Source organism: Streptomyces nigrescens (assembly GCF_027626975.1).
In the GTDB taxonomy this organism is placed as follows: domain Bacteria; phylum Actinomycetota; class Actinomycetes; order Streptomycetales; family Streptomycetaceae; genus Streptomyces; species Streptomyces nigrescens.
Map to the genome: position 1 here is coordinate 9,037,811 of NZ_CP114203.1, position 22,531 is coordinate 9,060,341.

Here is a 22,531-nt window from a genome sequence, read left to right on the forward strand (position 1 = left end):
ATGAACTCTCGTATAGCTGCCGCCCTCGCCACATGCGCGCTCAGTCTCGGTGCCCTCGCCTCGGGCGCAGGCGTCGCCACAGCGGCCCCGCAGGCCCCCGCCGCCGCACCTGCCGGCGACGCGCCGTCGCTCCAGCCAACGATCAACGCGCGCGCCGCGGCCGTGGACCGGTGTAACTACCAGGTGGTCCGCTCCCACGACTCCCGCTACGTCTACTCCGTCAGCGGAGTCTTCGGCGGCGGCGCCCGCGAGTTGCCGCTCCAGAAGGAGGACTACGTAAGGATCTCCGACGACTGGCGCAAGGTCGTCCAGGTCGACGCGTGCGCGGGCGAGCGGGGCCAGGCACCCACCGCGCTCCGCGTCACGGGGAAGCTGGACCACCCGGAGAACTACGATCCGTCCGTACCACGGACCATCCACAGCAATGACCTCAAGCCCGCCGCCTCTTCGGTGATTCCGAAGGCGCCGACGCTGACGTCCGTCGACCGCCTTGACGCGGCCACCGTCCGCGTCACGTGGAAGCCCGCGCAGGGCAACCCGGACCAGGTCACCCTGATGGAGCGCAAGCCCTTCTACTCCAGCGAGATCGGCCTGTGGCATCCCTACACGTTCCAACGGAACGTCCAGGCCGGAGCCACCTCGATGGACCGCAAGCTGGAGCGTCACCCCGACATTCCGCCCGCGGACCGCTCGCACTCCTACTGGATGCGCGTGGTCAACGGCGGCTTCGTCAGCGACCTGCGTGCCGAGCAGCCGGTCTCGGTCGAGCCGTAACCGCCTGCCTGCCTGACGCCGATACCTGCCGGGTCCGCCTCGAGCAGCTCGGGGCGGACCCGGCACTCACCGGCATTCGGGTCACCAAGGCACCTCCCCTGCGTCGTCGAAGAAGCTGCCGCTCGGGCCGTCATCGGGGAGGGTGGCGAGTCGGATCGCGATCGCCGCGCCCTGTTCCGGGGTGCGGACGCCGCGAAAACCGTTGAGGTCGGTCGCGCAGTAGCCAGGGCAGGCGGCATTGATCAGGATGTTCGTGTCGTGCAGCTCCTTGGCGTACTGGACGGTGACGGCGTTGAGGAACGTCTTCGACGGCGCGTAAGCGGCGGCGATGGGACCCGTTTCGGTGCCGGGGGTCGTCTGCAGGGTGAGCGAGCCGACCATGCTGGACATGTTCACGATCCGCGGCGAGGCCGAGCTGCGCAGCAACGGCAGCATCGTGTTGGTGACGCGGATGACGCCGAGCACGTTGGTCTCCACGGCCGCCCGCACCGTCGCGACGTCGACGGTGGTAGGCATCTGCGGCGCGTTGCCGGTGATCCCGGCGTTGTTGACGAGCACGTCGAGGTGTCCGGCGCGGTCCTCGACCAGCCCGGCGGCAGCGGTCACGCTCGCGTCGTCGGTCACGTCGAGCGGGACACCGAACGCGTCAACGCCGGCCGCCCGCAGCTTCGCCACGGCGACCCCGCGACGCTCCTCATCCCGGGCACCGACACCAACCCTCCAGCCGAGGGCGCCCAGACCGGCCGCGATCTCATACCCAATACCTTTGTTCGCGCCGGTCACCAGCGCGATCGTCTGTTCACTCATGCGGCCAATCCTGTCCGGGCGCAGCGGGAGTCGGCCAACACCGATTGGGTGGCCGGCGATACCGCACGGGTATCGATCCAGTTGGGGCCGTAACATGACGCCGTGGAGACAAGGGAGTTGCGGTACTTCATCGCCGTCGCCGAGGAACTGCACTTCGGGAAGGCCGCACAGCGGCTCGGGATCGCGCAGCCCCCGCTGTCGCGGGCGATCCACCAGCTCGAACGGCGCCTCGGGGCGGCGCTGTTGGAACGCACCAGCCGCACGGTCACCCTGACGGAGGCGGGGTCGGTACTCCTGCGGGAGGCCCGAGCGGCGCTGGACGCGATCGAGGCCGCCGAGCGTCGCACCCGCCGCGCCGCCCTCACCGCGACCGGCCACGCGGGCGTGGTCCTCGCCACGAAGGCCGGCGCGGCCGGCGAACTGCTGGCGAAACTGCTCGACACCTACGCCGCCGAACCCGATGCGGTCACCGTCGACCTGCTCCTGTGCGGGATCGGCGAGCAGGAAAGAGTGCTGCGTGACGGCCGGGCCGACGTGGCCCTGCTGCACCTGCCGTTCGACTCGACGGCCGGGTTCGACACCGAGGAGCTCCGCACGGAGGGACAGGTCGTGATTCTGCCGGCCCGGCATCCCCTCACCGTCCGGCCCCATGTGCAGATGGCCGAAGTCACCAAACTGCCTGGTCTGCCGGTGCCGCGCTGGCCCGGCCGCGACGGTACGTACCCGGATGGCCCCGGTCCGCAGGTTCGGGAGCATGCGCAGTTGCTCCAGCTGATCGCGCTCGGCCGCGCTTGCTGGATCGCGCCGGAGTCGTGCAGAGCCCAACTACGCGACGATCTCGCCGCCGTGCCGGTGCTGGACGCACCGATGGTCACGACCGTGATCGCGTGGCCGCCCCACAGCCGGTCCCGAGCCGTCGCCGGGCTCGTCCAGGCCGCGACACGTCTGTAAACGCAAGAACCGCCCCGCTGGTGCGCTGCATCCAAGTAACCGGCCCGGCTGGTGCGAGCCCCTGCGCCCTGCGAAAGGCGGAACCGCCCGGAAGAGGCTGCGACCGCCGCCGGCACCTCCTGAGCGGAACTCGTCATCCCCGTTTCGCATCCTCCCGATTGTGAATACACGAAAACTCCGGCCTGTCAGCTTCACTGCCGCGACCGCTGCCCTCGCCTTGACCATCGTGTATGGCGCCTCCGAGGCGACGGCGGATGCCACGACCAATTCCACGACCGATTCCACGACCAAGCCGAAGCCCGGCGACCGAGCCAGCCTGACCAGCTATGAGCTCGCCCCCGGCCTTCTCAAGATCACCAGCAGGCCACCCGGGAATCCGACGCAGGTGCACGGTGTGCTCGGCATGCCCAAGGGAGAAGGGCCGCACCCGGTTGTCGTCGTCATGCACGGCTTGCACCACAACTGCGCGTTCTCCGACAAGCCGCCCTACTTTCTCCGTAAGCCGGTCAAGGCTCGATGGCCCCTGGTCTGCGCCGCACCCGGTGAACCGCACAACCCCAACCTCGGCCCTGACTACCTGCGCCACGATGTGGGTCTGTCGCATGTCGTGCAGGCACTGACCCGCAAGGGTTTCGCCGCCGTGTCCATCGACGTGGTCTCCCCGGAGCACTGGTGGGCAGGCGAGACCGTTCCGGAAAAGGGCTACACGGACCTGGTCAACGCACATCTGCGGCTGCTCTCCGACCTCAACAAGGGGGTCAACCACGGCCTGGACATTCCGGGGGTGAAGGGGCGGATCGACACCTCACGCGTGGGGCTGGTCGGGCACAGCCGGGGTGGTGGCTACGTCCTGTCACCGAAGGCCGCCCAGCGCGCCGGCCTCTTCGGTGTTGTGGCCCTTGAGCCCGCCGTAGGGGCTGAGAAGGTGCCTCACAAGGTTCCCGTTCTCAATCTCCGCGGGGGGTGTGACGAGGACGTCGACCCCAGCGCCGGCCTGGAGGAGATGAAGGAACTGGCCAAGTCGGGCTCGACGAAGGTCGCCGCGGATGTACTCCTCGCAGGTACGGGTCACCGCATGCTCAACACCAACCTCCCCCCGACGGACACGAAGGAGGGCGGGGTCGGGGACTGCCCGGCCTCCAAGGTCGCCGCACCGGCGGCGGCCCAGGCCCAGGCTGCTCAGATAACCGCTTCCTTCCTGGATCAGGCCCTGCGCAAATCCAAGTCCTACCGGCTCCCGGCACTCGAAGACCTCGACCCGAAGGGAGGCAACCTGCGCAAGGGCGGCCCGGCCGTCACCTTCCACCGGGCCCCTCAGCAGACCTTCACCGATCCGCTCACGATCCACGAAGTCACCTCGAAGCAGCGCCTGTTGCCGGCGATTCCGAAGGACCTGAAGGTGAACAAACGACCGGGCGACGACATCTGACCAGCCGACCGGCTATCTCCGCACGCTGCTCGCTCGCAGAGTCCCAGCCTCCTGAAAGGACTCCCGGGCCGTGTGTGGAATGTTGATCAACATGGCTCCCAGGCCTTGATCACCATTCATTCGACACACGGCCCGGTCAGGTGAGGGACCGCCATGTGCGATGCAGAGCCTCCCGGAACCGGTCGACCTCCTCGGCGGTCAGGTCGGCGACCATGCGCTCCTCGAGTCCGCGGGCCGGCTCGGCGTACTCGGCGAGCAGTCGGCGCCCCGCGTCGGCGAGCAGGATGAGGCGCTCGCGGCGGTTGGCGGGGTTGGGCTCGCGACGGATCAGGCCGCGGCTCTCCAGCGCGCGGACCATGTCGGCCATGGACTGCGCGGTGACGAAGGAGTCGCGGGCGAGCTGTGCGGCGGAGATGCCGTCGTGTCGTTCCAGCACGGTGAGGGCGGTGTACTGCAGCGCGGTGATGCCGGCGGGTTTGAGCAGCTCCTCCAAGCGGGCCCGCACCGCCAGCTCCGTCCTCTTGACCAGGTAGAGCAGCGAGGTGCTCACGTTCGTCCTCCTGTGGTGGTCTCCGCGTGTGGCGGTCCATGTCGTTCCCGCGCTGGGCGCCTCGGGGCATCGGTCGTACCGACCACCCTAGAGCATTGACAGGAATCCTGATGATTGCCCAGACTGCTGTTCATCAGGATCCCTGTCGATCCCGGCGTGTGCCGGTGCTTTCGGCATGCCACACACTGCTCACGAGAGGCACCCTCCATGGACCTGCACGGGAAAGTCGCCGTCGTCACCGGTAGCGGGCGCGGCCTGGGGCTGGGATACGCCCAGGCCCTCGCCGCGGCGGGAGCCGCCGTCGTCGTCAACGACGTCGACCAGGGCGCGGTGGATGCCGCCGTCGCCATGATCATGGCCGCGGGGGGCAGGGCGGCCGGTGCCGTGGCGGCGGTGGGCGACAGCGCGGCCGCCGAGGAGCTGGTGGACACGGCGGTGCGGGAGTTCGGGCGCCTGGACGCGCTCGTCACCAATGCCGGCATCCTGCGGGACCGTGTGCTGTGGAAGATGACTGACGACGACTTCGATGACGTCGTCCGCGTTCATCTGCGCGGCACCTTCACCTGCGCCCGGGCGGCCGCTGTCCGCATGCGGGAGCAGGGCACCGGTGGCCGGCTCGTCCTCATCTCCTCGCCCGCCGGGCAGCGCGGCAACTTCGGCCAGACCAACTACGCCGCGGCCAAGGCGGGCATCGTCGCCATGGCCCGGACGTGGGCCATGGAGCTGGGCCGGTCCGGCATCACCGTCAACGCCGTCGTGCCCGTCGCCGCCACCGAGATGACCAAGACCATTCCCGCGTTCGCGCCGGTCATCGAGGAGGCCGAGCGCACCGGCGTCCCACTGCCGGACTGGCTGCGCAAGGACGAGGGCCTCGGCACCGTCGAGGACGTCGCCGGCCTGGTCACCTTCCTGGCCTCGGACGCCTCCGAGGGAGTGACCGGGCAGGCGATCGGCATCGGCGGCGACCGGCTGGCCCTGTGGGCGCACCCGAAGGAGAAGGCGGTCGCCTTCGCCGACGGCGGCTGGAGCGCCGACGCGATCGCCGCCCAGTGGCCGGACGGCGTCGGAGCCGAGCCCGAGACCTACGGAATCCCGGCGCCCAAGGCCCCGGAGGCGTGAGATGGGCGACCTCGCGCTCGACCTCGACCGGCTGACCGCCATCGACATGCACACACACGCCGAGGTCTCCAAGGACGGCCACGGGGCGCTCAGCCCCGAACTGCTCGGCGCCTCCGCGGAGTACTTCAAGGCCCACGGACACCGGCAGCCGACCATCGAGGAGATGGCCGGGCACTACCGCGAACGCCGCATGGCGGCCGTGGTGTTCACCGTCGACGCCGAACACGCAACGGGACACCCGCGGATCTCCAACGAGGAGATCGCGGACAGCTGCGCCGCCCACCCCGACGTACTGATCCCCTTCGCCGGCATCGACCCGCACAAGGGCCGCGCGGGCGTGCGCGAAGCACGACGCCTGGTGGAGGAGTACGGCGTCCGCGGGTTCAAGTTTCACCCCAGCATCCAGGCGTTCTCCCCCAACGACCGTCTCGCCTACCCGTTGTACGAGGCCATCGAGGAACTGGGCGTGCCCGCGCTGTTCCACACCGGCCAGACCGGCATCGGAGCCGGCGTCCCGGGCGGCGGTGGCATCAGGCTGAAATACTCCAACCCCATGCTGGTCGACGACGTCGCCGTGGACTTCCCGCAGCTTCGGATCATCCTGGCCCACCCGTCCTTCCCCTGGCAGGACGAGGCCCTGGCGGTGGCCACCCACAAGCCGTACGTGTACATCGACCTGTCCGGCTGGTCGCCGAAGTACTTCCCGCCGCAGCTCGTGCGGTACGCCAACACCCTGCTCAAGGACAAGGTTCTCTTCGGCTCCGACTACCCCGTCATCACCCCCGACCGGTGGCTGGCGGACTTCGAGAAGCTCGACATCAAGCCCGAGGTCCGGCCGAAGATCCTCAAGGAGAACGCCGCCCGCCTGCTCGGTCTGTGAAGGAACGGAAGGAGTCGCCGTGTTGAACCAAGGCATCGGTTCGTGGCCGACGCGTCGGGCCCGCAAGACCCCGGACCGGGTCGCCGTCATCCACGAGGACCGCGCCTGGACCTACCGCGAGTTCCACCAGCGCGTCCTGCGTCTCGCCCACGGCCTGCAGGATGTGGGAGTGGTCCGGGGCGACCGGATCGCGTACCTCGGGCCCAATCACCCGTCCTTCCTGGAGACGCTGTTTGCCGCCGGCCTGCTCGGGGCGGTCTTCGTCCCGCTCAACAACCGGCTGACCGCACCGGAGCTGGCGTACAACTTGTCCGACTCGGGCAGCACCGTCCTCATCCACGCGCCGGAGCAGGCCTGCGCCGCACGCGCCGCCGCCGATGAGGCCGGAGTGCGCCACCGGATCACACTCGACGGGTCCCACGAAGGAGCCCTCGGCTACGAGGAGGTCCTCGCCGGCGGCGGCACCGATCCCCTGGACGAGCCGGTGGCTCCGGACGACCCCTGCATGATCATGTACACCTCCGGGACCACGGGCCGCCCCAAGGGCGCCGTCCTCTCCCATGCCAACGTCGTCTGGAACAGCGTCAACGTCCTCGTCGACACCGACCTCGGCGGCGACGAGGTGACCCTGGTCGCCGCCCCTCTGTTCCACACCGCGGGCCTCAACATGACCTGCCTGCCCACCCTCCTCAAGGGCGGCCGGGTGGTGCTGCTCACCGCCTTCGACGCCACACGAGTGCTGGAGACCATTGAGAACCTGCGCGTGACGTACATGTTCGGCGTCCCCACCATGTACGACGCCATGGCCGCCCAGCCCCGCTGGTCGACCACGGACCTGTCCAGCCTGCGCACCCTCAACTGCGGCGGCGCACCCGTCCCCGCCCGCACCATCGCCACGTACCTCGCCCGGGGACTCGCCTTCAGCCAGGGGTACGGCATGACCGAGGCGTCCCCCGGAATCCTCTTCCTGGACAAGGAACAGACCTCGGCGAAGGCCGGGTCCGCCGGCGTGCCCCACTTCTTCACCGACACACGCATGGTGCTGCCCGACGGCCTCGACGCCGGGCCGGGGCAGCGCGGCGAGATACTCGTCCAGGGCCCCCACGTCATGACCGGCTACTGGAACCGGCCCGAGGAGACCGAGGCCGTCTTCGCCGACGGTGGCTGGCTGCGCACCGGCGATGTTGCCCGGACCGACACCGACGGCTACGCCTACATCGTCGACCGTGCCAAGGACATGTTCGTCTCAGGCGGCGAGAACGTCTATCCGGCCGAGGTCGAGGAGGCAGTTCTCTCCCACCCAGCCGTCGCCGAATGCGCCGTCATCGGGGTGCCCGACCAGACCTGGGGTGAAGTCGGCCGCGCCGTCGTCGTCCTCGGACCCGGAGCCCATGCCGACGAGCCCGGCATCCTCGACCATCTGCACGGCAAGCTCGCCAAGTACAAGATCCCCAAGTCCGTCGTCCTCACGGACAGCCTGCCTCGCACGGCCACCGGAAAAATCGTCAAATCCGCCGTGCGCGCCTCCTACGCGAACACTCCCGCGGACGACCCCCACCGGTAGAGCCGCTACCGCCCCCACCTGTAAGGCCCCTTCTACTTCTGATCGGGGCCGTACCCAGCCCTGCCCGATCCACCGAAAGGACTCCCCATGCCCACCACCGCCAACAGCCTCGAAGCACTCAAGTCCCTCAGCGGAGCCGACCTCGGACGCACCGACTGGCAGGAGATCACCCAGGAACGGGTGAACACCTTCGCCGACGCCACCGACGACCACCAGTGGATCCACACGGACCCGGAGAGGGCCAAGGACGGCCCCTTCGGCGGTCCCATCGCCCACGGCTACCTCACCCTCTCCCTCATCATCCCGCTCTTCGGCGAACTCCTCGACATCACCGGGATCTCCATGAGCGTCAACTACGGCCTGGACAAGGTCCGTTTCCCCCGCCCCGTCCCGGTCGGCGCCAGGATCCGCCTGCACGGCGCCGTCGGCACCGTGGAGGACGTCAAGGGCAATGGCGTGCAGATGCCGTTGACCTTCACCGTAGAGGTCGAAGACAGTGACAAGCTGGCCTGCGTGGCCCACGCCGTCTACCGCCACTACGCCTGACAACCTCCGCCCCCCTGGTCGACCGCTGAACCGGAACGGGCCGGACGTCGGCGGACTCCCGAAGGGGGCGGGGGACTTGGCGCTCGCCCTCGTCCCAACGTTGCTGCGGCAGTGACCCCGGCAGCGAGTACAGCGCGTTCAGCCCTCTGGCTCCGTGTTGATGTCGGCGATCAGGGCTTCGACGCGGGTCTTGATCTGGTCGCGGATGTGCCGGACGGATTCGACTCCCTTGCCGGCGGGGTCTTCCAGGACCCAGTCGAGGTAGGTCTTGCCGGGGAAGACCGGACAGGCATCGCCGCAGCCCATGGTGATGACGTAGTCGGATGCCTGGACGGCCTCGGTGGTCAGGACCTTCGGGGTCTGGGCGGAGATGTCGATGCCGGCCTCGGCCATAGCCTCCACGACGGCCGGGTTCACGGCGTCAGCGGGGGCGGAGCCCGCCGAACGGACCTCCACCCTGCCCTGGGCGAGGTGAGTGAGGAAGGCGGCGGCCATCTGGGAGCGTCCGGCGTTATGGACACAGACGAACAGCACCGACGGCTTGCGGGGATCAGTCACGGGCGGGCTCCTGGAGGCCGGCCGGCTCGGCGGCCGGGGTGGTGTCGGGGAAGAGGCGGCGGGCGGCGAGGGCGACATAGACCAGTCCGATCAGCACCGGCACCTCGATGAGGGGGCCGACGACACCGGCCAGAGCCTGGCCGGAGGTCGCGCCGAAGGTCGCGATGGCCACGGCGATGGCGAGTTCGAAGTTGTTGCCCGCCGCGGTGAACGCCAGCGTCGTCGTCCGCGGGTAGTTCAGGCCGACGGCCTTGCCCAGGGCCATGGAACCGGCCCACATGAGAGCGAAGTAGACCAGCAGCGGCAGGGCGATCCGCGCGACGTCCAGCGGGTGGGACATGATCGCGTCCCCTTGGTGGGCGAAGAGCACGACGATCGTGAACAGCAGTCCGTAGAGGGCGAACGGGCCGATGCGGGGGATCAGCTTCGTCTCGTACCAGGTGCGTCCCTTGGCCTTCTCGCCCAGACGGCGGGTGAGGAACCCTGCCGCCAGGGGGATGCCGAGGAAGATCAGCACGCTCCGGGCGATCTGCCACACCGAGACGTTCAGCCCGGTCTGTTCCAGGCCGAGCCAGCCGGGCAGGACGGAGAGGTAGAACCAGCCCAGCAGGCCGAACCCGAGGACTTGGAAGACGGAGTTCAGCGCGACCAGGACGGCGGCGGCTTCGCGGTCGCCGCAGGCCAGGTCGTTCCAGATGATGACCATGGCGATGCAGCGGGCCAGCCCGACGATGATCAGCCCGGTCCGGTATTCCGGCAGGTCGGGCAGGAAGATCCACGCGAGCGCGAACATCACAGCCGGGCCGAGGATCCAGTTGAGCACCAGGGAGGGGATGAGGAGGCGGCGGTCGCGGGTGACGGTGTCCAGGCGGTCGTAGCGGACCTTGGCCAGGACCGGGTACATCATCACCAGCAGGCCCAGCGCGATCGGCAGCGAGACGCCGGTGACCGGCGCCATCGCCAGTGCGTCCCCCAGGCCCGGGACCAGCCGGCCCAGCCCGAGGCCGGCGCCCATGGCCAACAGGATCCACAACGCCAGGAAGCGGTCCAGGAATGTCATGCGGGCCGCGACGGGTCCCGCGGGCGCGTCCTCAGCCGTTGCCACGGCGGTCATGAGGCGGCTCCCGCAGAGGTCTGGGCGGGCTGGGGGAGGGGCTCTCCGGCGGGACGGGTCAGGATGCCGGCGAGCCGGTCGGTCATCTGCGGCAGGAGTCGGTAATACACCCATGTCCCGCGGCGTTCGGAATCGATCAGCCCGGCCTGCTTCAGGAGCTTGAGGTGGTGGGAGATCGTCGGCTGGGACAGGTCGAAGGCGGGCGTCAGGTCACACACGCACACCTCGCCGCCGGCCCGGGAAGCGATCATCGACAGCAGCCGTAGCCGCACCGGATCTCCCAGAGCCTTGAAGACCGTCGCCAGCTCGGCGGCCTGGTCCTCGTCCAGTGGGGCGGTCAGCAGCCCCGGGCAGCAGGCGTCGGTCTGACCGAGCACCTCAAGCTCTTGTTTCGACATACCTCTATGTTGACGAACTTCAATACAAGGCGCAAGCTTACATTGAAGAACATCAATACAAGCACAAGGGGAGATTGCCATGTCCCGCGTTCAGCTCGCTCTCCATGTCGCTGACCTCGAAGGATCGGTGGAGTTCTACTCCAAGCTGTTCGGCGTCGAGCCGTCCAAGCGTCGCCCTGGATACGCCAACTTCGCCGTCGCCGAGCCACCGCTGAAGCTCGTCCTCATTGAAGGCGAGGCGGGCCAGGAGACCCGCCTGGACCACCTCGGCATCGAGGTCGACTCCACCGAGCAGGTCACCGCCGCCACCAACCGTCTCAAGGAAGCGGGGCTTGCGACCTTCGAGGAGAACGACACCTCCTGCTGCTATGCCCTTCAGGACAAGGTGTGGGTGCACGGCCCGGGTAAGGAGCCCTGGGAGGTTTACGTAGTCAAGGCCGACGCCGACCAGTTGGGCGCGAACGAAGCCCTCAACGGCGACGCCTGCTGCGGCAGTCAATCCGCCACTGCCGAGCCCGCTGAGCCGGCCTCTGGTTGCGGCTGCGGCAGCGGCTGATACCGCCTCACTCAGGCCGTTCCTCCGGCGCGGCGGTCGGCAACGGAGGGAGGTTCAAGCGTCCGCCGCGAGGTCGGCCGTAACCTTCTCGGCTCATCGGCATGAGGGCCCGGTCGAGCAGGATTTCCGCGGCGGCGCGCGCGTGTCGACCGTAGTCCGGCTGATCCAGCACCATCGCGCGGCTGGCCGCGCCGTCGGCGAGCGTGACCAACTGCTCGGCGAGCGCGGTGGGTTCGGCAGCGCCCAGCTCCGCCGCCAGCTCGGTGACGAGCTGCGCCATCAGCAGCTTCTGCTCGCGTGCGTACGTGTGGATCGCGCTGTGCGGGTCGGGGAACTCGGCCGCGGCATCGATGAACGGGCACCCGCGCACCGGGGACGCGTCCGGTGCCGGGAGGTCGAACAGCCGGAGAATCCGCTCCCGAGGATCGAGATCCTCGCGGGTGAGCACGCTCTCCAGGGTCCGTCCGGATGCGGCCAGCTCTTGCAAGTGGGCGATCACCAGGTCGCTCTTGGCGGGGAAATGTGCGTAGAGAGTGCGTTTGGATACCGGCGCCGCCTCCGCAACCTGCTCCATACCGGTTGCGTTGATCCCCTGCTTCGCGAACAGCAGGGCGGCTGCGCTCAGGATCCGTTCACGCCCGCCACGCCCCCGGCGTTGGGTCTTCGTGGTCGCTGCCTCCATGCCTCAAGTATACGCAGACGTTTACTTCAGATGGGGGCACTGTTACGGTCGAGCTTAGGTATACATTTCCGTTTACCTAAGGTGTCTGAGGAGTACCACCATGAGCCCGTCCCACCCGACCGAGCTGAGTGGCTACGCGGAGAAGCTGATCCGGGGCCGCCGCGCGACCCGCGCATTCCGGCCCGACCCGGTGCCCGAGGAGACCTTGCGTGCGGTCTTCGCTCTCGCCGGCGCCGCACCGTCCAGCTCGAACACACAGCCCTGGCAGGTCGAGGTGGTGAGCGGGTCGCTCCGGGACCGTCTTGCCGACGCGCTTCAGGCCGCCCACGCCGAGCAGCGCACCACGGTCGACTTCCCCTACCGCGAGGACATGTACTCGATAGCGCAGCAGCGTCGCCGCGCCGCGTTCGGCACCGCGCTTTACGGCGCGCTGGGCATCGGCCGGAACGACCACGCGGCCCGCGCGGCCTTCGACGCCGAGAGTTTGCGCTTCTACGGCGCCCCGCATGTCGCGTTCCTCTTCACAGCTGGAGACACCGGAGACGCCGGAGACGCCGGGGCACGACTGGCCGCGGATGTCGGGATCTACGCCCAGACGCTGCTGCTGGCCATGACCGCGTACGGCTTGGACAGCTGCCCGCAGGGACTGCTGAGCTTCTACGCCGACACCGTTCGTGGCGAACTCGGCTTGGACCGCGGGAAGCTACTCGTAGGGATCTCCTTCGGTTACGCCGACGAGAGTGCGCCGGTCAACCACATCACGACCGACAGGGCCGCCCTCGACGCGACCACGACCTTTCGCTGTTAGAGGGTGTCTCACGTGGCAAGTTTCGCGATCTTCTTGTAGCAGGCGGTCTCACCATCTTGTGACGAGCAGCGAACGACGGCAGTAACGGGGCGGCCGGCTCCCGGAGTTCATCAGGAACCAGACGCTTCGACAGATCAGCACCCACGACCGCCTAGACCGGCAGCATGCCGCACGAACATCAAGTCACATGAGACAACCGCTAAGCCTTGATTGGTGCGGCCGACCTGGCGGCTTGCTCGATCTTCGCGCAGTAGGCTGCACGGGCTTCCTCGTCGATCTGCTTCTCGTGTTCGGCGCGCAACCCGGTCCGGCCGTCGAGGCCCTCGCGCAGGATATCGGCGTGCCCGGCATGCCGGATGGACTCGCCGAGTACATGGACCATGATGGCGAACAGGTTCGTGTTGGGATAAGGCTCCGGCCACCACGGCACGTGGCCGGGGGCGTCGAGGGGAAGCTCGTTGATCGTCGCGTCCGAGTGTTCCCACGTGCGCCGGTAGAACCCGATGACCTGATCGCGGGTCTCGTCCTCGGTCGCCCACTGATCGCTGCCGTCGGAGTCCTGCCACCGGGACAGCGATTCCGGGGAAGGGCGGTCGAAGACCTCGCCGAAGTACCTGGCCTCGACGGTGGCCACGTGTTTGACCAGGCCGAGGAGGTTGGTCCCGGTCGCTGTCAAAGGCCGGCGGGCGTCGTATTCGGACAAGCCGTCGAGTTTCCAGAGCAGCGCCTTGCGGTCCCGCCGCAGTCTCCCGTGCAGGTTGCCTTTCGCGAATTCATCGATCATGCGGCGTGAGCCTGCCACGGGCTGCTCGTGGTCTCAAGATCCGTACGTGGTCCGCAACGACTGGCAGAGCCGAGGCCTGGCCATGGCCGCCGCCCTGACCTGCTACAAGAAGCTCGCGAAACTTGCCACGTGAGACAACCTCTCAGCGCTCCGGCAGAGATCGTGATCTCGAAGTCAGCCGCAGACCGGATCATTGACCAACTCGCCCCGCTCCTTGTGGGAGCAGGAATTCGAGAAAAGCGTCAACCGTGACGAGTGCTTTTCACGCGAACGAGGCTCCCGTGATGGGTCGATTCACCCGATCGCACGCCGGTACTCTCGAACCGCTTCGGGGGAACTGTCGGCACTGGAGGACCGCATGGGCGCACTGCTGGATCAAAAGTACGAGAAGCTTTTCTCCTTGCTCGATGTCAATGGCGACGGCGTGATCGCCGAAGAGGACTTCGAGCTGATGGCCGCCCGGGTGCTGACCGCCTCCAGTGAGGAGCGCACGGCGAAGGGCGAGAAGTATGCCGACGCGATGATGAACTACTGGCGGGCCCTGCGTGAGACCGCCGATGCCGACGGTGACGGCCGGATCGACAAGGACGAGTTCCGTCAGGCCCTGCGCCAGGTGAGCGTCAATTTCGACACACTGGTCGGCCCGCTCTACCAGGCCGGCTTCCACCTCGCGGACCGGGATGACGACGGCCTGGTCGGCAGGGAGGACTTCGTCACCGTCCTTGCCGCCATCGGTGTCCCCGCGGCCGAGGCCGGGGCGACCTTCGATGGCCTGACGGAGCCGGACGGGCAGCTGACGAAGGACCAGCTCATGACCTCCGCCGCGCAGTACTACCGCAATGAGGAACCGGCCGGTACCCCAAGCCATCTGCTCTTCGGCGCACTCTGAGGTAATCCCACATTGGACGCGATCGCGGCGGTGGGAACGGGCTCTTGCGCTACGGCCCACAGCACCGCCGCCCCGGCGGACCGATTGCAGGTACCGCTACTGACCGAAGTGCTCTATGACGGGCGTTTCGATCAATTACACAGACCCTGGACGGAAGTCTTCCGCCGGGATGTTTTCCGCTACCGCGACGGATTGTCACCCGCAGAGCGTTCCGAACTCGCCTATGAGCGTTTACGGGTCGTCAACGAAGAAATCGAGTCTGTCGCGGGCATGGTGACCGCGACTGACCAACTGGTGGCGCTGCACGAGTGGTTGGGCGTGGTCGACGGTTCGCTGACCACTCTGGCGACCATCCACTACAACCTGTTCCTGGGCAGCCTCCTGCGCCTCGATCCCCGGCGCACGATCGACCTCCTGCCGTTCACCCGGCTGCGGCAATACGGCACGGCCCTGATCACCGAACTCGGCTATGGAAACAACGCCGCAGAGCTGGAGACCACGGCGACCTACCGGACGGAAACCGACACCTTCGTCCTGCACACGCCCTCGCTCGGCGCGCAGAAGTTCATGCCCAACACCGGCCCGGCCGGAGGGCCCAAGAGCGGTCTGGTCGCGGCCAGGCTGATCGTCCGCGACCAGGACTGCGGAGTGTTCCTGTTCCTTGTTCCGCTGCGCGACGGACAGGGGCCGCTGCCCGGTATCCGGATGCGCCCCCTCTCGGAGATTCCCGGGTCGGCCGTCGATCACGCCATCACCTCGTTCGACCAGGTGGGACTGCCGCGTACGGCGCTGCTGGCCGGCGACCACGCGGACCTGACCACCGAAGGCGCCTTCCACAGCACGTTCGGCAGCCGTCGCCGCCGGTTCCTGCGGTCCATCCAGCGCGTCACCACAGGCAAGCTCTGCCTGAGCGCGGCGGCGTTGGCCGGGGCCCGGGCCTGCCTCACCATCTCCGTGCGGTATGCCCATCGCCGGCACACCTTCGCCCCGGCAAGCAGGACCGGCGTACCGGTCTTCGACTACCGCTGCCACCAGACCAGACTGCTCGGGGCCACCGCCCGCGCCTACGCGGCGACGTTCCTGCTGCGCGAGACCACCCGCCGCTGTGCGGGTCCGGACAGCACCGAGACAGCCGAGGCGGAGGTTCTCGTCGCAGCGGCGAAGGGCTGGATCACATGGCAGTCCAGGGACATCGTGGTCGAGAGCCGGGAACGCTGCGGTGCCCAGGGGCTGCTGTCGGCCAACCGCATCGTCGACCTGCTCACGCCGATCGAGAGCACCATCACCGCCGAAGGCGACAACCTGGTCATCTGGACCAAGGCCGGCGCCGACATGCTGATCGGGCGCGGCTACAGCCCGCCCCCGCCGCCCGCCGCGCGCACCGGCCCGCTGACCGACTGCGCTCTCCTGCTCGACCTGCTTGTGCGCCATGAGCTGTACTGCCATCAGTACGCCCGCAGCCGGCTCAGCTGCCCCGGCGCCGGTCCGATGGAACGCTGGAACCATGCGGTGAACCCGGCGCTGGACCTCGTCGACGCGTACGCCACCCGGCGGGCCGCCCAGGCATTCCTGGCCGCCGCCGACCGCGTCATAGATGACGCCACGCGGCGCCCGCTCAAGCGGCTCTTCCAGCTGTTCGCACTGCAACGCCTCGCGCCCCACGCGGGGTTGCTGCTGGCGGACGGGCATCTGACCGCCGAAGCGGTCCGGGACCTGGCCCCCGCCGTCGACCGCGTCAGTGCCGCACTGGCCCCCGACGCACTCGCTCTCGTGGAGGCCTTCGCCATTCCGGACGCAATCCTCCAGGCCCCCATCGCCACTGACGGCTACGAAGCCGCCTACGACGACCCGGAGGGGCCCTGGCAGCCGGCTCCGCTCGGCTGAGCCGGTCGTATGGGCTCGCCGTTCACCGTCCACCGTTCGAGGAGTACCACCGGCCATGAACGATGCGTTCACCCGGGAGCCGTCGTGGGATCCGCGGCTCTTCCCACCGGCCGCCCGTGCGCCGCGGGCCGTGCAGACGGCACGGATGCTCCTGGAACCCCAGGGCTATGCGCGATCCCTGCGCCGGCGGTTCGGCCCGGTCTTCTCGCTCCGCACCTTCCCCTACCGCGGTGCCCTGGTGTGCGCGGCCGATGCTGCCTCCAACCGGGCCGTGTTGACCGACCACGCCCGGTTCACCGGCGGTGATGCCGCTGCCCTGCTGGCGCCCGCCGTAGGCAGCGGTTCGCTGATCTGCACGCCACCACCCGTGCATCTGGGCCATCGCAAACTCCTGCTGCCCCCGTTCCACGGGGCCCGGATCATCCGTTGGACGGAGCGGGTGCGGGAACTTGTGCACACCGAGCTTCCCGCTCTGCTGTCCGGCGATGGCGTGCCCCTGCGGCCCTGGGCGCAGCGACTGACGCTCGACGTCATTCTGAGGGTCGTCTTCGGCCTGACGGACCCCGCCCGCATCGCGACCTTCCGGACCGCGCTGAGTTCGTTCGTCGCCATGGGCAACCTGGCCGTCCTGTTTCTGCCCAAGCCGCTGCAGCGCGATCTCGGACCGCTCTCTCCGGGCGGCCGCTTTCACCGGCTCCGCGCGACCGTACGGGACCTGGCCCGCGAGGAGATTGCCGCACGCCGGACCGAGTCCGACCACGCCCACCGCGACGACGTGCTGTCCATGCTGCTCGACGCACGTGACGAGCACGGGGCCGGGCTGGACGACGCACAGCTCCTGGACGAGCTGACCGGCCTCGTGCTGGCCGGTTACGAGACCACGGCGACCACCATCGCCTGGACACTGCACCTGCTCGCCCACCATCCCGCCGCCCGCGACGACCTGATCGCCGACCTCGACGAGGGAGCGGGCCGCCTGCTCAAGGCGACCATCAAGGAGTCCGGCCGGCTGCGCCCCGCCGTCTACAACGCCATGCGCACCGCAGCGCACGACACGGAGCTAGGCGGCCGGCCGGTGCCGAGGGGCGCTTTCGTCGCGGCACTGTTCTCGCTCACTCACCTCGACCCCGAGCTGTGGCCGGAGCCGGACGCCTTCCGGCCCGAGCGCCACGTGGGCACGGACCCGGTGCCCTACTCGCTGACACCGTTCGGCGGCGGCGTGCGGCGCTGTATCGGGGTGTCGCTGGCCCAGTTGGAAACCGAGACCGTCCTGAGGGAGATCCTCGCGGCGGCCGTTCCCGAGCCGGCCGGCCCTCTGGAACCGGCTCGGCTCGTGTCGGTGACGCTCGTACCCGCCCAGGGCGGACGGGTCCGGCTCCGTGCACGCCGGTAGCACCGGACCCGCAGGGCCCAAATCACCTTGAACGAGCCGGAGTTCGACTGGTCAGTGCTGGGGCCGGAACTCGCGTGAGAGGAAGCTGGTGGCGACGGATCGCCACGACCGGCCGGAAGGCCCCCTGCGCGGAGAGCGGGCGGCGCTTGGGTGGGCCGGTCAGGGTGCGGGGACGGGGCCGCCGGGCCGGAACCGCTCCACCCCGACGATGTGCCGCACCTTGACCGGGCGCACGATCACCGCAACCCGCTGCTCCCCGGGCATGATCCACTCGAACCGTTCGCTGCCCAGGTACTTCCGGGCCAGCCGGTCCATGTGGTCGTGCGCCTCCTGGCCTTCGATGAAGCGGGCCACCTCGCCACTGATCTGCACCCGGTCGAAGGGGTCGGCTGCGTCCGCGTGCGAGAGATAGACGCGGGGGTCGCGGCGCAGGTTTTCCTCCTTCACCCGGCCCACCGAGGTGTTGAACATCAGCTCACCCTCTCCCTCCAGATCGACCCACATCGGGCTGACCTGCGGTGCTCCGTCGGCGAACACAGTGCCGACGTACCAGATGTTGGGGGCTTGCAGCCGGGCGCGGACGGCTTCGTCAAAGATCGCAGTCATCCCGGGAGGCTACCAACCATGATCACCGGGACGGATCGGAGGGATCCGTGGATTCCGCAGCAGGCTCATGATGCGGTCGCGCAGTCGGGGACCATCGTTGATCTCCAACTACTCGACCACACGCGACCAGGGCAGCTGTGTACGGTCCGCAGCCAATATTTACCCGCGGGTAACTTGGCGTACAGTGCTTGCAGTTGCGGGCAGTTGGCCCGCCGTCTGCCTGTAGGGCAGGCAGCCACCGCACGGCACACGGGCTGCCGCCACACGTAGCCCGTGCAACGGAAAGGACCGTCCTCATGGCCGCCCCACGTCCGCTTCGCGCCATACTGCTGCCGCTGGCTCTGGTCGCCTCCGCAGCCACCCTGGGCACCGGAGTCGCAATGGCCGGACCGGAGGAAGAGCCCTCCGAGACCGCGCCCAGCACCACCGAGCAGCGCCCCACCTGGGCCATCGCCCACCGGGTGCTGACCACGGGCGGGGTGACCACGGCGCTCAAGAACGGGGCCAACGCGCTGGAGATGGACGCAACGGCCTGGCGCAAGGGCTGGTGGGCCGACCACGACGGCACTCTCACCAGCTACGGGGACACCATGTCGGCCATGTTCGACCAGGTGGCAAAGGAGCATGACGACGGGCGTCAGGTCTCCTTCGTCTGGCTGGACATGAAGAACCCCGACTGGTGCGACAGCAGCGACCCCAAGTGGCGCCACTGCTCCGTGGCCGCGCTCCGGGACCTGGCGCGCGAGAAGCTGGAGAGCAGGGGAATCCGGGTGCTCTACGGCTTCTACGGCAAGGAGGGCGGCAGCGGCTGGAAGAACGCCCTCAGTGACCTGAACTCCAAGGAAGCGGTCAGCTACAGCGGCGATTACGCGCAGGTCCGGGACGGCTTCGCCGAGCACGGGCCGAACGTCCCCGGCAACCAGCGCGTGATGGACAAGGGCGAGTTCAACATGGCCTTGAAGTTCGACAGCATCCGGAAGGAGCTGGAGGCCGGCAGGAAGGCCCGGGACGCCGGAGAGCTCGGGCAGACCGTCGGCTGGACGGTGGGCAAGGGCGACGGGGAGCGTGCCGCCACCCTGCTCGACGCGTCCGGCGGGAGTGCCGCCGTGGACAGCCTGATCTACGGCAACCGGATGTCGTGCTACCCGGACGGTGTCAGCGGACCGAAGGGCTGCGGCACGGACGACAGCGCGGTGCGGGAGTCGCTCTCGTACATCACGGACTATGTGAAGGCCCACCCGGACACCCGCCGTATGGCCACCCCTCGGGACATCCCCTTCGGCAGCTGACGCCCCGAGCTGCCCCGCCCGGCCCCGGTTCCTGTCGGCGCCGTCGCCGCCCGGACCGTGGACCGCGTCGTACGCGGCGGTCCACGGTCACGGCTGGGCGCGGGTGAGCTCTCGCTGTCCGGTCACGCTGCCGAGCTGAGCCGGCCGCGGCGGGCTACCCGACCAGATCGCCGCCTGTTGCACCCCCCAGGATCTCGACGTACCCGTCGGTTCCGTGCACACGGATCCGCTGCCCGTCCCGGATCAGCCGGGTGGCCTGCTCCACGCCCACGACGGCCGGCAAGCCGTACTCCCGGGCGATCACTGCGCCATGGGTCATCAGGCCGCCCACCTCCGTCACCAGGCCCGCGATTCCGACGAACAGCGGCGACCAGCTCGGGTCCGTGAAGGGCGTGACCAGGATGTCGCCCGCTTCGAGATCCGCGTCCGCCATGTCCAGGATGACGCGGGCCCTTCCCTCGATGGTCCCGGCGGATACCGCCAGGCCGATCAGGGCGCCGGCCGGCACGTCGTCGCGCCGGTACGCCCCGGTGACGGCCTCACCGTCCGAGGTGAGAACCCGGGGCGGTGTGAGCGCGTGGTACGACCGGAACGCCTCCTTGCGCTGCTGAATGAGCCGGTCATCCACCTGCTGCGAGCGCACGACGCCGCGGAGTTCCTGGAACGTGAGGTAGAAGATGTCCTCCTTCTCAGGAAGCACGCCTGCCTGCACGAGGCGCTCGGCCTCCTCCAGCAGGGCCTGCTTGTAGAGGAAGTAGCGGCTGACGATGCCGTACTTCGGGTACTCCCGGTACCCGATGAAGGTTCTGACCCGGTCGATCATCCGCTTGGCCTCGTCGGCTTTCCGGTCCCCGTCCGGCAGGGCCCGCAAGCGTGACAGCACGTCCTGTTCCTTCTTCTGCGCCTTCTGCCGTCCTTGCTCGAAGCGCCGCTCGGCGGCGCCCGGCTCGAAGTTCCTGACATTGTCGAGGATCACGGGCACGAGCGTGGTGGGGCGCTCGCGCCAACGTGGCCTCGTGATGTCGATCTCGCCGACGCAGCGCATGCCGTACCGGTCGAGGTACCCCTCGATGGCGTCGCGCGCTTCGGTCCCGCCCGGGAGCTTCGCCAGCTCGTCCAGGAAGCCCTCGTCCTCGACGCCCTGCAGGAACGCCACCACCTCCGACTGCGGGCGGATCACGTCCGCGACGTCGAGCAGCGCCAGTCCCATCTCCGACGTGACGTTGTCGGGGGCGGACAGCGTGAGCGTGTCAGCCGCGTTCTTCTCGCCCAGCCACTCCTGCAGCTGGTCGTTGAGCCACCACGTGGCCTCCATCCCCGCCATGATCGCCTGCATGCTCAACGGATCACTGAGGACCCGCTTGTGCTCCTCGAAGGCCTCCAGCAGGAAGTCGAACAGCGCCGGTCCGGTCTTCGTCCGGATGTCGCGCTCCAGCGCGGCGATGGACGCCTGGCTGCGCTCGATCAGCTCGGTGACGATGGCCGGATCGGGCTCGCTCGGGGCGGACGCACCACCGGCCGGCGGCCCGCCGGGGCCCGCGTCCGGGAGCGAGGGGACGAAATCGTCGCGGTCGAGGACGGTCTCCAGAGCGTCCCTGATCAGCGGATCGCCTCTCCCCAGGACGTCCAGGAGACCGGCGCGGCTCGCGGGCGAGGCCAGGCGCCGGGTGACGTCGACGAACAGCCTCCCGCCGGCCTCGTGCATCGGCACCATGGCCGTCAGCTGCCACATGGAGAACCCCAGGGGCTTCATGGGGTCGGTCATCATCTGCCCATGACCAACGGAGACGTAGACGTGATTCTCCTGGTCGCCGCTTACGGGGATGGGGAACAGCGTCGTGATCGGCCGGCTCTGAACGATCCGGAAGCCATCATCAACCAGGCACCATTCGATGTCCTGCGGGCGGCCGAAGTGCGCTTCGATCCGCCGCCCGAGCTGCACGAGCCGCACGACCTGCGCATCCGTCAGCGCCGGCTGCTCCTGCCGCTGCGAGTCGATCGCCACTTCCTGAGTGCCGCCGGCCGGCAGGGCCTGAACGGCACGCTCTTTGGCGGCGATTGCTTTGGCGACGACTTCGCCGTCCCGCACCGTGAAGACGTCCGGGTTCACCAGGCCGGAGACCAGTGCCTCGCCGAGGCCGAATCCGGCGTCCACGGTGGCGACCTTCCGGTTGCCCGTGACGGGGTCGGCCGTGAACAGGATGCCGGCCGCATGCGGGAAGACCATCTGCTGCACGACCACGGCCATGTCGACCGTACGGTGGTCGATGCCGTTCCGCTGGCGGTAGGTCACGGCCCGCTCGGTGAACAGCGAGGCCCAACACCGGCTGACGTGCTGGAGGATCGCCGCCGGTCCCACGACGTTCAAATACGTGTCCTGCTGGCCGGCGAAGGATGCCGTCGGCAGGTCCTCGGCCGTCGCGCTGGATCGGACGGCGTAGGCAGCCTGGTCGCCGAGCCGGCCGAGCGCGCGGGTGATCGCCGCCGCGAGATCGCCCGGGATGGCAGTCCCTTCGATGCTCCGTCGAATCTGTGCGCTGAGCGTCCCGATCGCCTCCCGGTCGTCCGGGTTCAAGCGCGACAGCTGATCGAGCCGATCGTCGATCGACGGCGCTTCCGCCATGATCCGCCGGAAGGCGTCCGTCGTCACGCAGAAGCCGGCCGGCACGCGGATGCCTTCGATCCGCGACAGCCCGCCCAGGTGCGCGCCCTTACCGCCCACGACCGCGACCTGCGTCTCGTCAACCTCTTGAAGATCCCACACGTACTGCTCGATCATCGCGATACCTCCGAGGCAGTCGTGTCCCGTTGCACTGCAGTGGCCGATCGAATCACCGGCGCCTCCACCTCTGTCGAACCTCTCGTCAGGCACGCCCTCGTCTCTGGCTGCCCTCCCTCCGACGAGTCGGCCGACCGCTCCGCCGAGTCGGGTGGCGCGCACCCCCGCACC

The 22,531-nt window shown here is 68.8% G+C and carries 23 protein-coding genes; 14 read left to right on the forward strand and 9 right to left on the reverse strand.

Annotated elements, in window-relative coordinates; translation table 11 throughout:
• Positions 1–774, forward strand: coding sequence for a hypothetical protein (locus STRNI_RS38970; RefSeq protein WP_277412975.1), 774 nt, complete (start codon positions 1–3; stop codon positions 772–774).
• Positions 775–855: 81 nt separating this feature from the next.
• Here the strand turns inward: STRNI_RS38970 and STRNI_RS38975 are convergent, their stop codons facing one another.
• Positions 856–1,581: an SDR family oxidoreductase gene (locus STRNI_RS38975; RefSeq protein WP_277412976.1), complete on the reverse strand. Its 726-nt coding sequence runs from the start codon at positions 1,579–1,581 to the stop codon at positions 856–858.
• A gap of 102 nt (positions 1,582–1,683) precedes the next feature.
• On the opposite strand from STRNI_RS38975, the gene STRNI_RS38980 reads away from it, so the two are divergent.
• Together STRNI_RS38980 and STRNI_RS38985 are read left to right on the forward strand one after the other, a co-directional pair.
• Entirely contained in the window at positions 1,684–2,532 is an 849-nt protein-coding gene (locus STRNI_RS38980) for a LysR family transcriptional regulator (RefSeq protein WP_277412977.1), read from the forward strand.
• A gap of 217 nt (positions 2,533–2,749) precedes the next feature.
• Positions 2,750–3,961, forward strand: a complete 1,212-nt coding sequence (locus STRNI_RS38985; RefSeq protein WP_277412978.1) for a dienelactone hydrolase family protein — start codon at positions 2,750–2,752, stop codon at positions 3,959–3,961.
• 136 nt (positions 3,962–4,097) lie between these two features.
• Here STRNI_RS38985 and STRNI_RS38990 read toward each other — a convergent pair whose 3' ends face one another.
• A complete protein-coding gene (locus STRNI_RS38990) occupies positions 4,098–4,511 on the reverse strand; it encodes a MarR family winged helix-turn-helix transcriptional regulator (RefSeq protein WP_229838265.1) in 414 nt (137 codons plus the stop codon).
• A 207-nt stretch (positions 4,512–4,718) separates the two neighbouring features.
• Here STRNI_RS38990 and STRNI_RS38995 point away from each other — a divergent pair, with 207 nt between their 5' ends.
• The 4 genes from STRNI_RS38995 (at position 4,719) to STRNI_RS39010 (ending at position 8,620) form a co-directional block, all read left to right on the forward strand.
• The gene (locus STRNI_RS38995; RefSeq protein ID WP_277412979.1) at positions 4,719–5,630 is read left to right on the forward strand and encodes an SDR family oxidoreductase; all 912 of its coding nucleotides are present in this window, start codon (positions 4,719–4,721) and stop codon (positions 5,628–5,630) included.
• A gap of 1 nt (position 5,631) precedes the next feature.
• Entirely contained in the window at positions 5,632–6,510 is an 879-nt protein-coding gene (locus STRNI_RS39000; RefSeq protein ID WP_274733040.1) for an amidohydrolase family protein, read from the forward strand.
• 19 nt (positions 6,511–6,529) lie between these two features.
• On the forward strand, positions 6,530–8,074 hold the full coding sequence (locus STRNI_RS39005; protein WP_277412980.1) for an acyl-CoA synthetase: 1,545 nt from the start codon (positions 6,530–6,532) through the stop codon (positions 8,072–8,074).
• 87 nt (positions 8,075–8,161) lie between these two features.
• A complete protein-coding gene (locus tag STRNI_RS39010; RefSeq protein WP_277412981.1) occupies positions 8,162–8,620 on the forward strand; it encodes a MaoC family dehydratase in 459 nt (152 codons plus the stop codon).
• 138 nt (positions 8,621–8,758) lie between these two features.
• Here STRNI_RS39010 and STRNI_RS39015 read toward each other — a convergent pair whose 3' ends face one another.
• The 3 genes from STRNI_RS39015 to STRNI_RS39025 are packed head-to-tail and all read right to left on the reverse strand — an operon-like array spanning position 8,759 to position 10,690.
• Positions 8,759–9,178 carry an arsenate reductase ArsC gene (locus tag STRNI_RS39015; protein ID WP_266437314.1) on the reverse strand — a complete coding sequence of 140 codons (420 nt, stop codon included), beginning with the start codon at positions 9,176–9,178 and terminating at the stop codon, positions 8,759–8,761.
• On the reverse strand, positions 9,171–10,292 hold the full coding sequence (gene arsB, locus STRNI_RS39020) for an ACR3 family arsenite efflux transporter (RefSeq protein WP_277412982.1): 1,122 nt from the start codon (positions 10,290–10,292) through the stop codon (positions 9,171–9,173). The genes STRNI_RS39015 and arsB overlap by 8 nt, the downstream gene beginning before the upstream one ends.
• Entirely contained in the window at positions 10,289–10,690 is a 402-nt protein-coding gene (locus STRNI_RS39025) for an ArsR/SmtB family transcription factor (protein ID WP_148589459.1), read from the reverse strand. The genes arsB and STRNI_RS39025 overlap by 4 nt, the downstream gene beginning before the upstream one ends.
• Before the next feature lie 79 nt (positions 10,691–10,769).
• Between STRNI_RS39025 and STRNI_RS39030 the strand changes: the two genes are divergently transcribed.
• The gene (locus tag STRNI_RS39030; protein ID WP_159491658.1) at positions 10,770–11,246 is read left to right on the forward strand and encodes an ArsI/CadI family heavy metal resistance metalloenzyme; all 477 of its coding nucleotides are present in this window, start codon (positions 10,770–10,772) and stop codon (positions 11,244–11,246) included.
• A 7-nt stretch (positions 11,247–11,253) separates the two neighbouring features.
• Here STRNI_RS39030 and STRNI_RS39035 read toward each other — a convergent pair whose 3' ends face one another.
• Positions 11,254–11,928 (reverse strand): TetR/AcrR family transcriptional regulator, encoded by a 675-nt coding sequence (locus STRNI_RS39035; RefSeq protein WP_277412983.1) that lies wholly within the window; start codon positions 11,926–11,928, stop codon positions 11,254–11,256.
• Between the two features lie 100 nt (positions 11,929–12,028).
• On the opposite strand from STRNI_RS39035, the gene STRNI_RS39040 reads away from it, so the two are divergent.
• Positions 12,029–12,736 (forward strand): nitroreductase, encoded by a 708-nt coding sequence (locus STRNI_RS39040; RefSeq protein ID WP_277412984.1) that lies wholly within the window; start codon positions 12,029–12,031, stop codon positions 12,734–12,736.
• A 199-nt stretch (positions 12,737–12,935) separates the two neighbouring features.
• Here STRNI_RS39040 and STRNI_RS39045 read toward each other — a convergent pair whose 3' ends face one another.
• On the reverse strand, positions 12,936–13,520 hold the full coding sequence (locus STRNI_RS39045; protein WP_277412985.1) for a DinB family protein: 585 nt from the start codon (positions 13,518–13,520) through the stop codon (positions 12,936–12,938).
• Here STRNI_RS39045 and STRNI_RS39050 point away from each other — a divergent pair.
• The 4 genes from STRNI_RS39050 to STRNI_RS39065 all read left to right on the forward strand — a co-directional run bounded on the left by STRNI_RS39050 (position 13,519) and on the right by STRNI_RS39065 (position 17,686).
• The gene (locus STRNI_RS39050) at positions 13,519–13,653 is read left to right on the forward strand and encodes a hypothetical protein (RefSeq protein WP_266437331.1); all 135 of its coding nucleotides are present in this window, start codon (positions 13,519–13,521) and stop codon (positions 13,651–13,653) included. The genes STRNI_RS39045 and STRNI_RS39050 overlap by 2 nt on opposite strands.
• A gap of 225 nt (positions 13,654–13,878) precedes the next feature.
• Positions 13,879–14,409: an EF-hand domain-containing protein gene (locus STRNI_RS39055; protein WP_148589464.1), complete on the forward strand. Its 531-nt coding sequence runs from the start codon at positions 13,879–13,881 to the stop codon at positions 14,407–14,409.
• 270 nt (positions 14,410–14,679) lie between these two features.
• Positions 14,680–16,293 carry an acyl-CoA dehydrogenase family protein gene (locus tag STRNI_RS39060; RefSeq protein WP_277412986.1) on the forward strand — a complete coding sequence of 538 codons (1,614 nt, stop codon included), beginning with the start codon at positions 14,680–14,682 and terminating at the stop codon, positions 16,291–16,293.
• A 55-nt stretch (positions 16,294–16,348) separates the two neighbouring features.
• Positions 16,349–17,686 (forward strand): cytochrome P450, encoded by a 1,338-nt coding sequence (locus tag STRNI_RS39065; RefSeq protein WP_277412987.1) that lies wholly within the window; start codon positions 16,349–16,351, stop codon positions 17,684–17,686.
• Between the two features lie 159 nt (positions 17,687–17,845).
• Here the strand turns inward: STRNI_RS39065 and STRNI_RS39070 are convergent, their stop codons facing one another.
• A complete protein-coding gene (locus STRNI_RS39070) occupies positions 17,846–18,292 on the reverse strand; it encodes a TIGR03618 family F420-dependent PPOX class oxidoreductase (protein WP_109886788.1) in 447 nt (148 codons plus the stop codon).
• A 296-nt stretch (positions 18,293–18,588) separates the two neighbouring features.
• Between STRNI_RS39070 and STRNI_RS39075 the strand changes: the two genes are divergently transcribed.
• A complete protein-coding gene (locus STRNI_RS39075; RefSeq protein WP_277412988.1) occupies positions 18,589–19,581 on the forward strand; it encodes a PI-PLC domain-containing protein in 993 nt (330 codons plus the stop codon).
• Positions 19,582–19,735: 154 nt separating this feature from the next.
• Here the strand turns inward: STRNI_RS39075 and rph are convergent, their stop codons facing one another.
• Positions 19,736–22,360, reverse strand: coding sequence for a rifamycin-inactivating phosphotransferase (gene rph, locus STRNI_RS39080; RefSeq protein ID WP_277412989.1), 2,625 nt, complete (start codon positions 22,358–22,360; stop codon positions 19,736–19,738).
• Between the last annotated feature and the right edge of the window lie 171 nt (positions 22,361–22,531).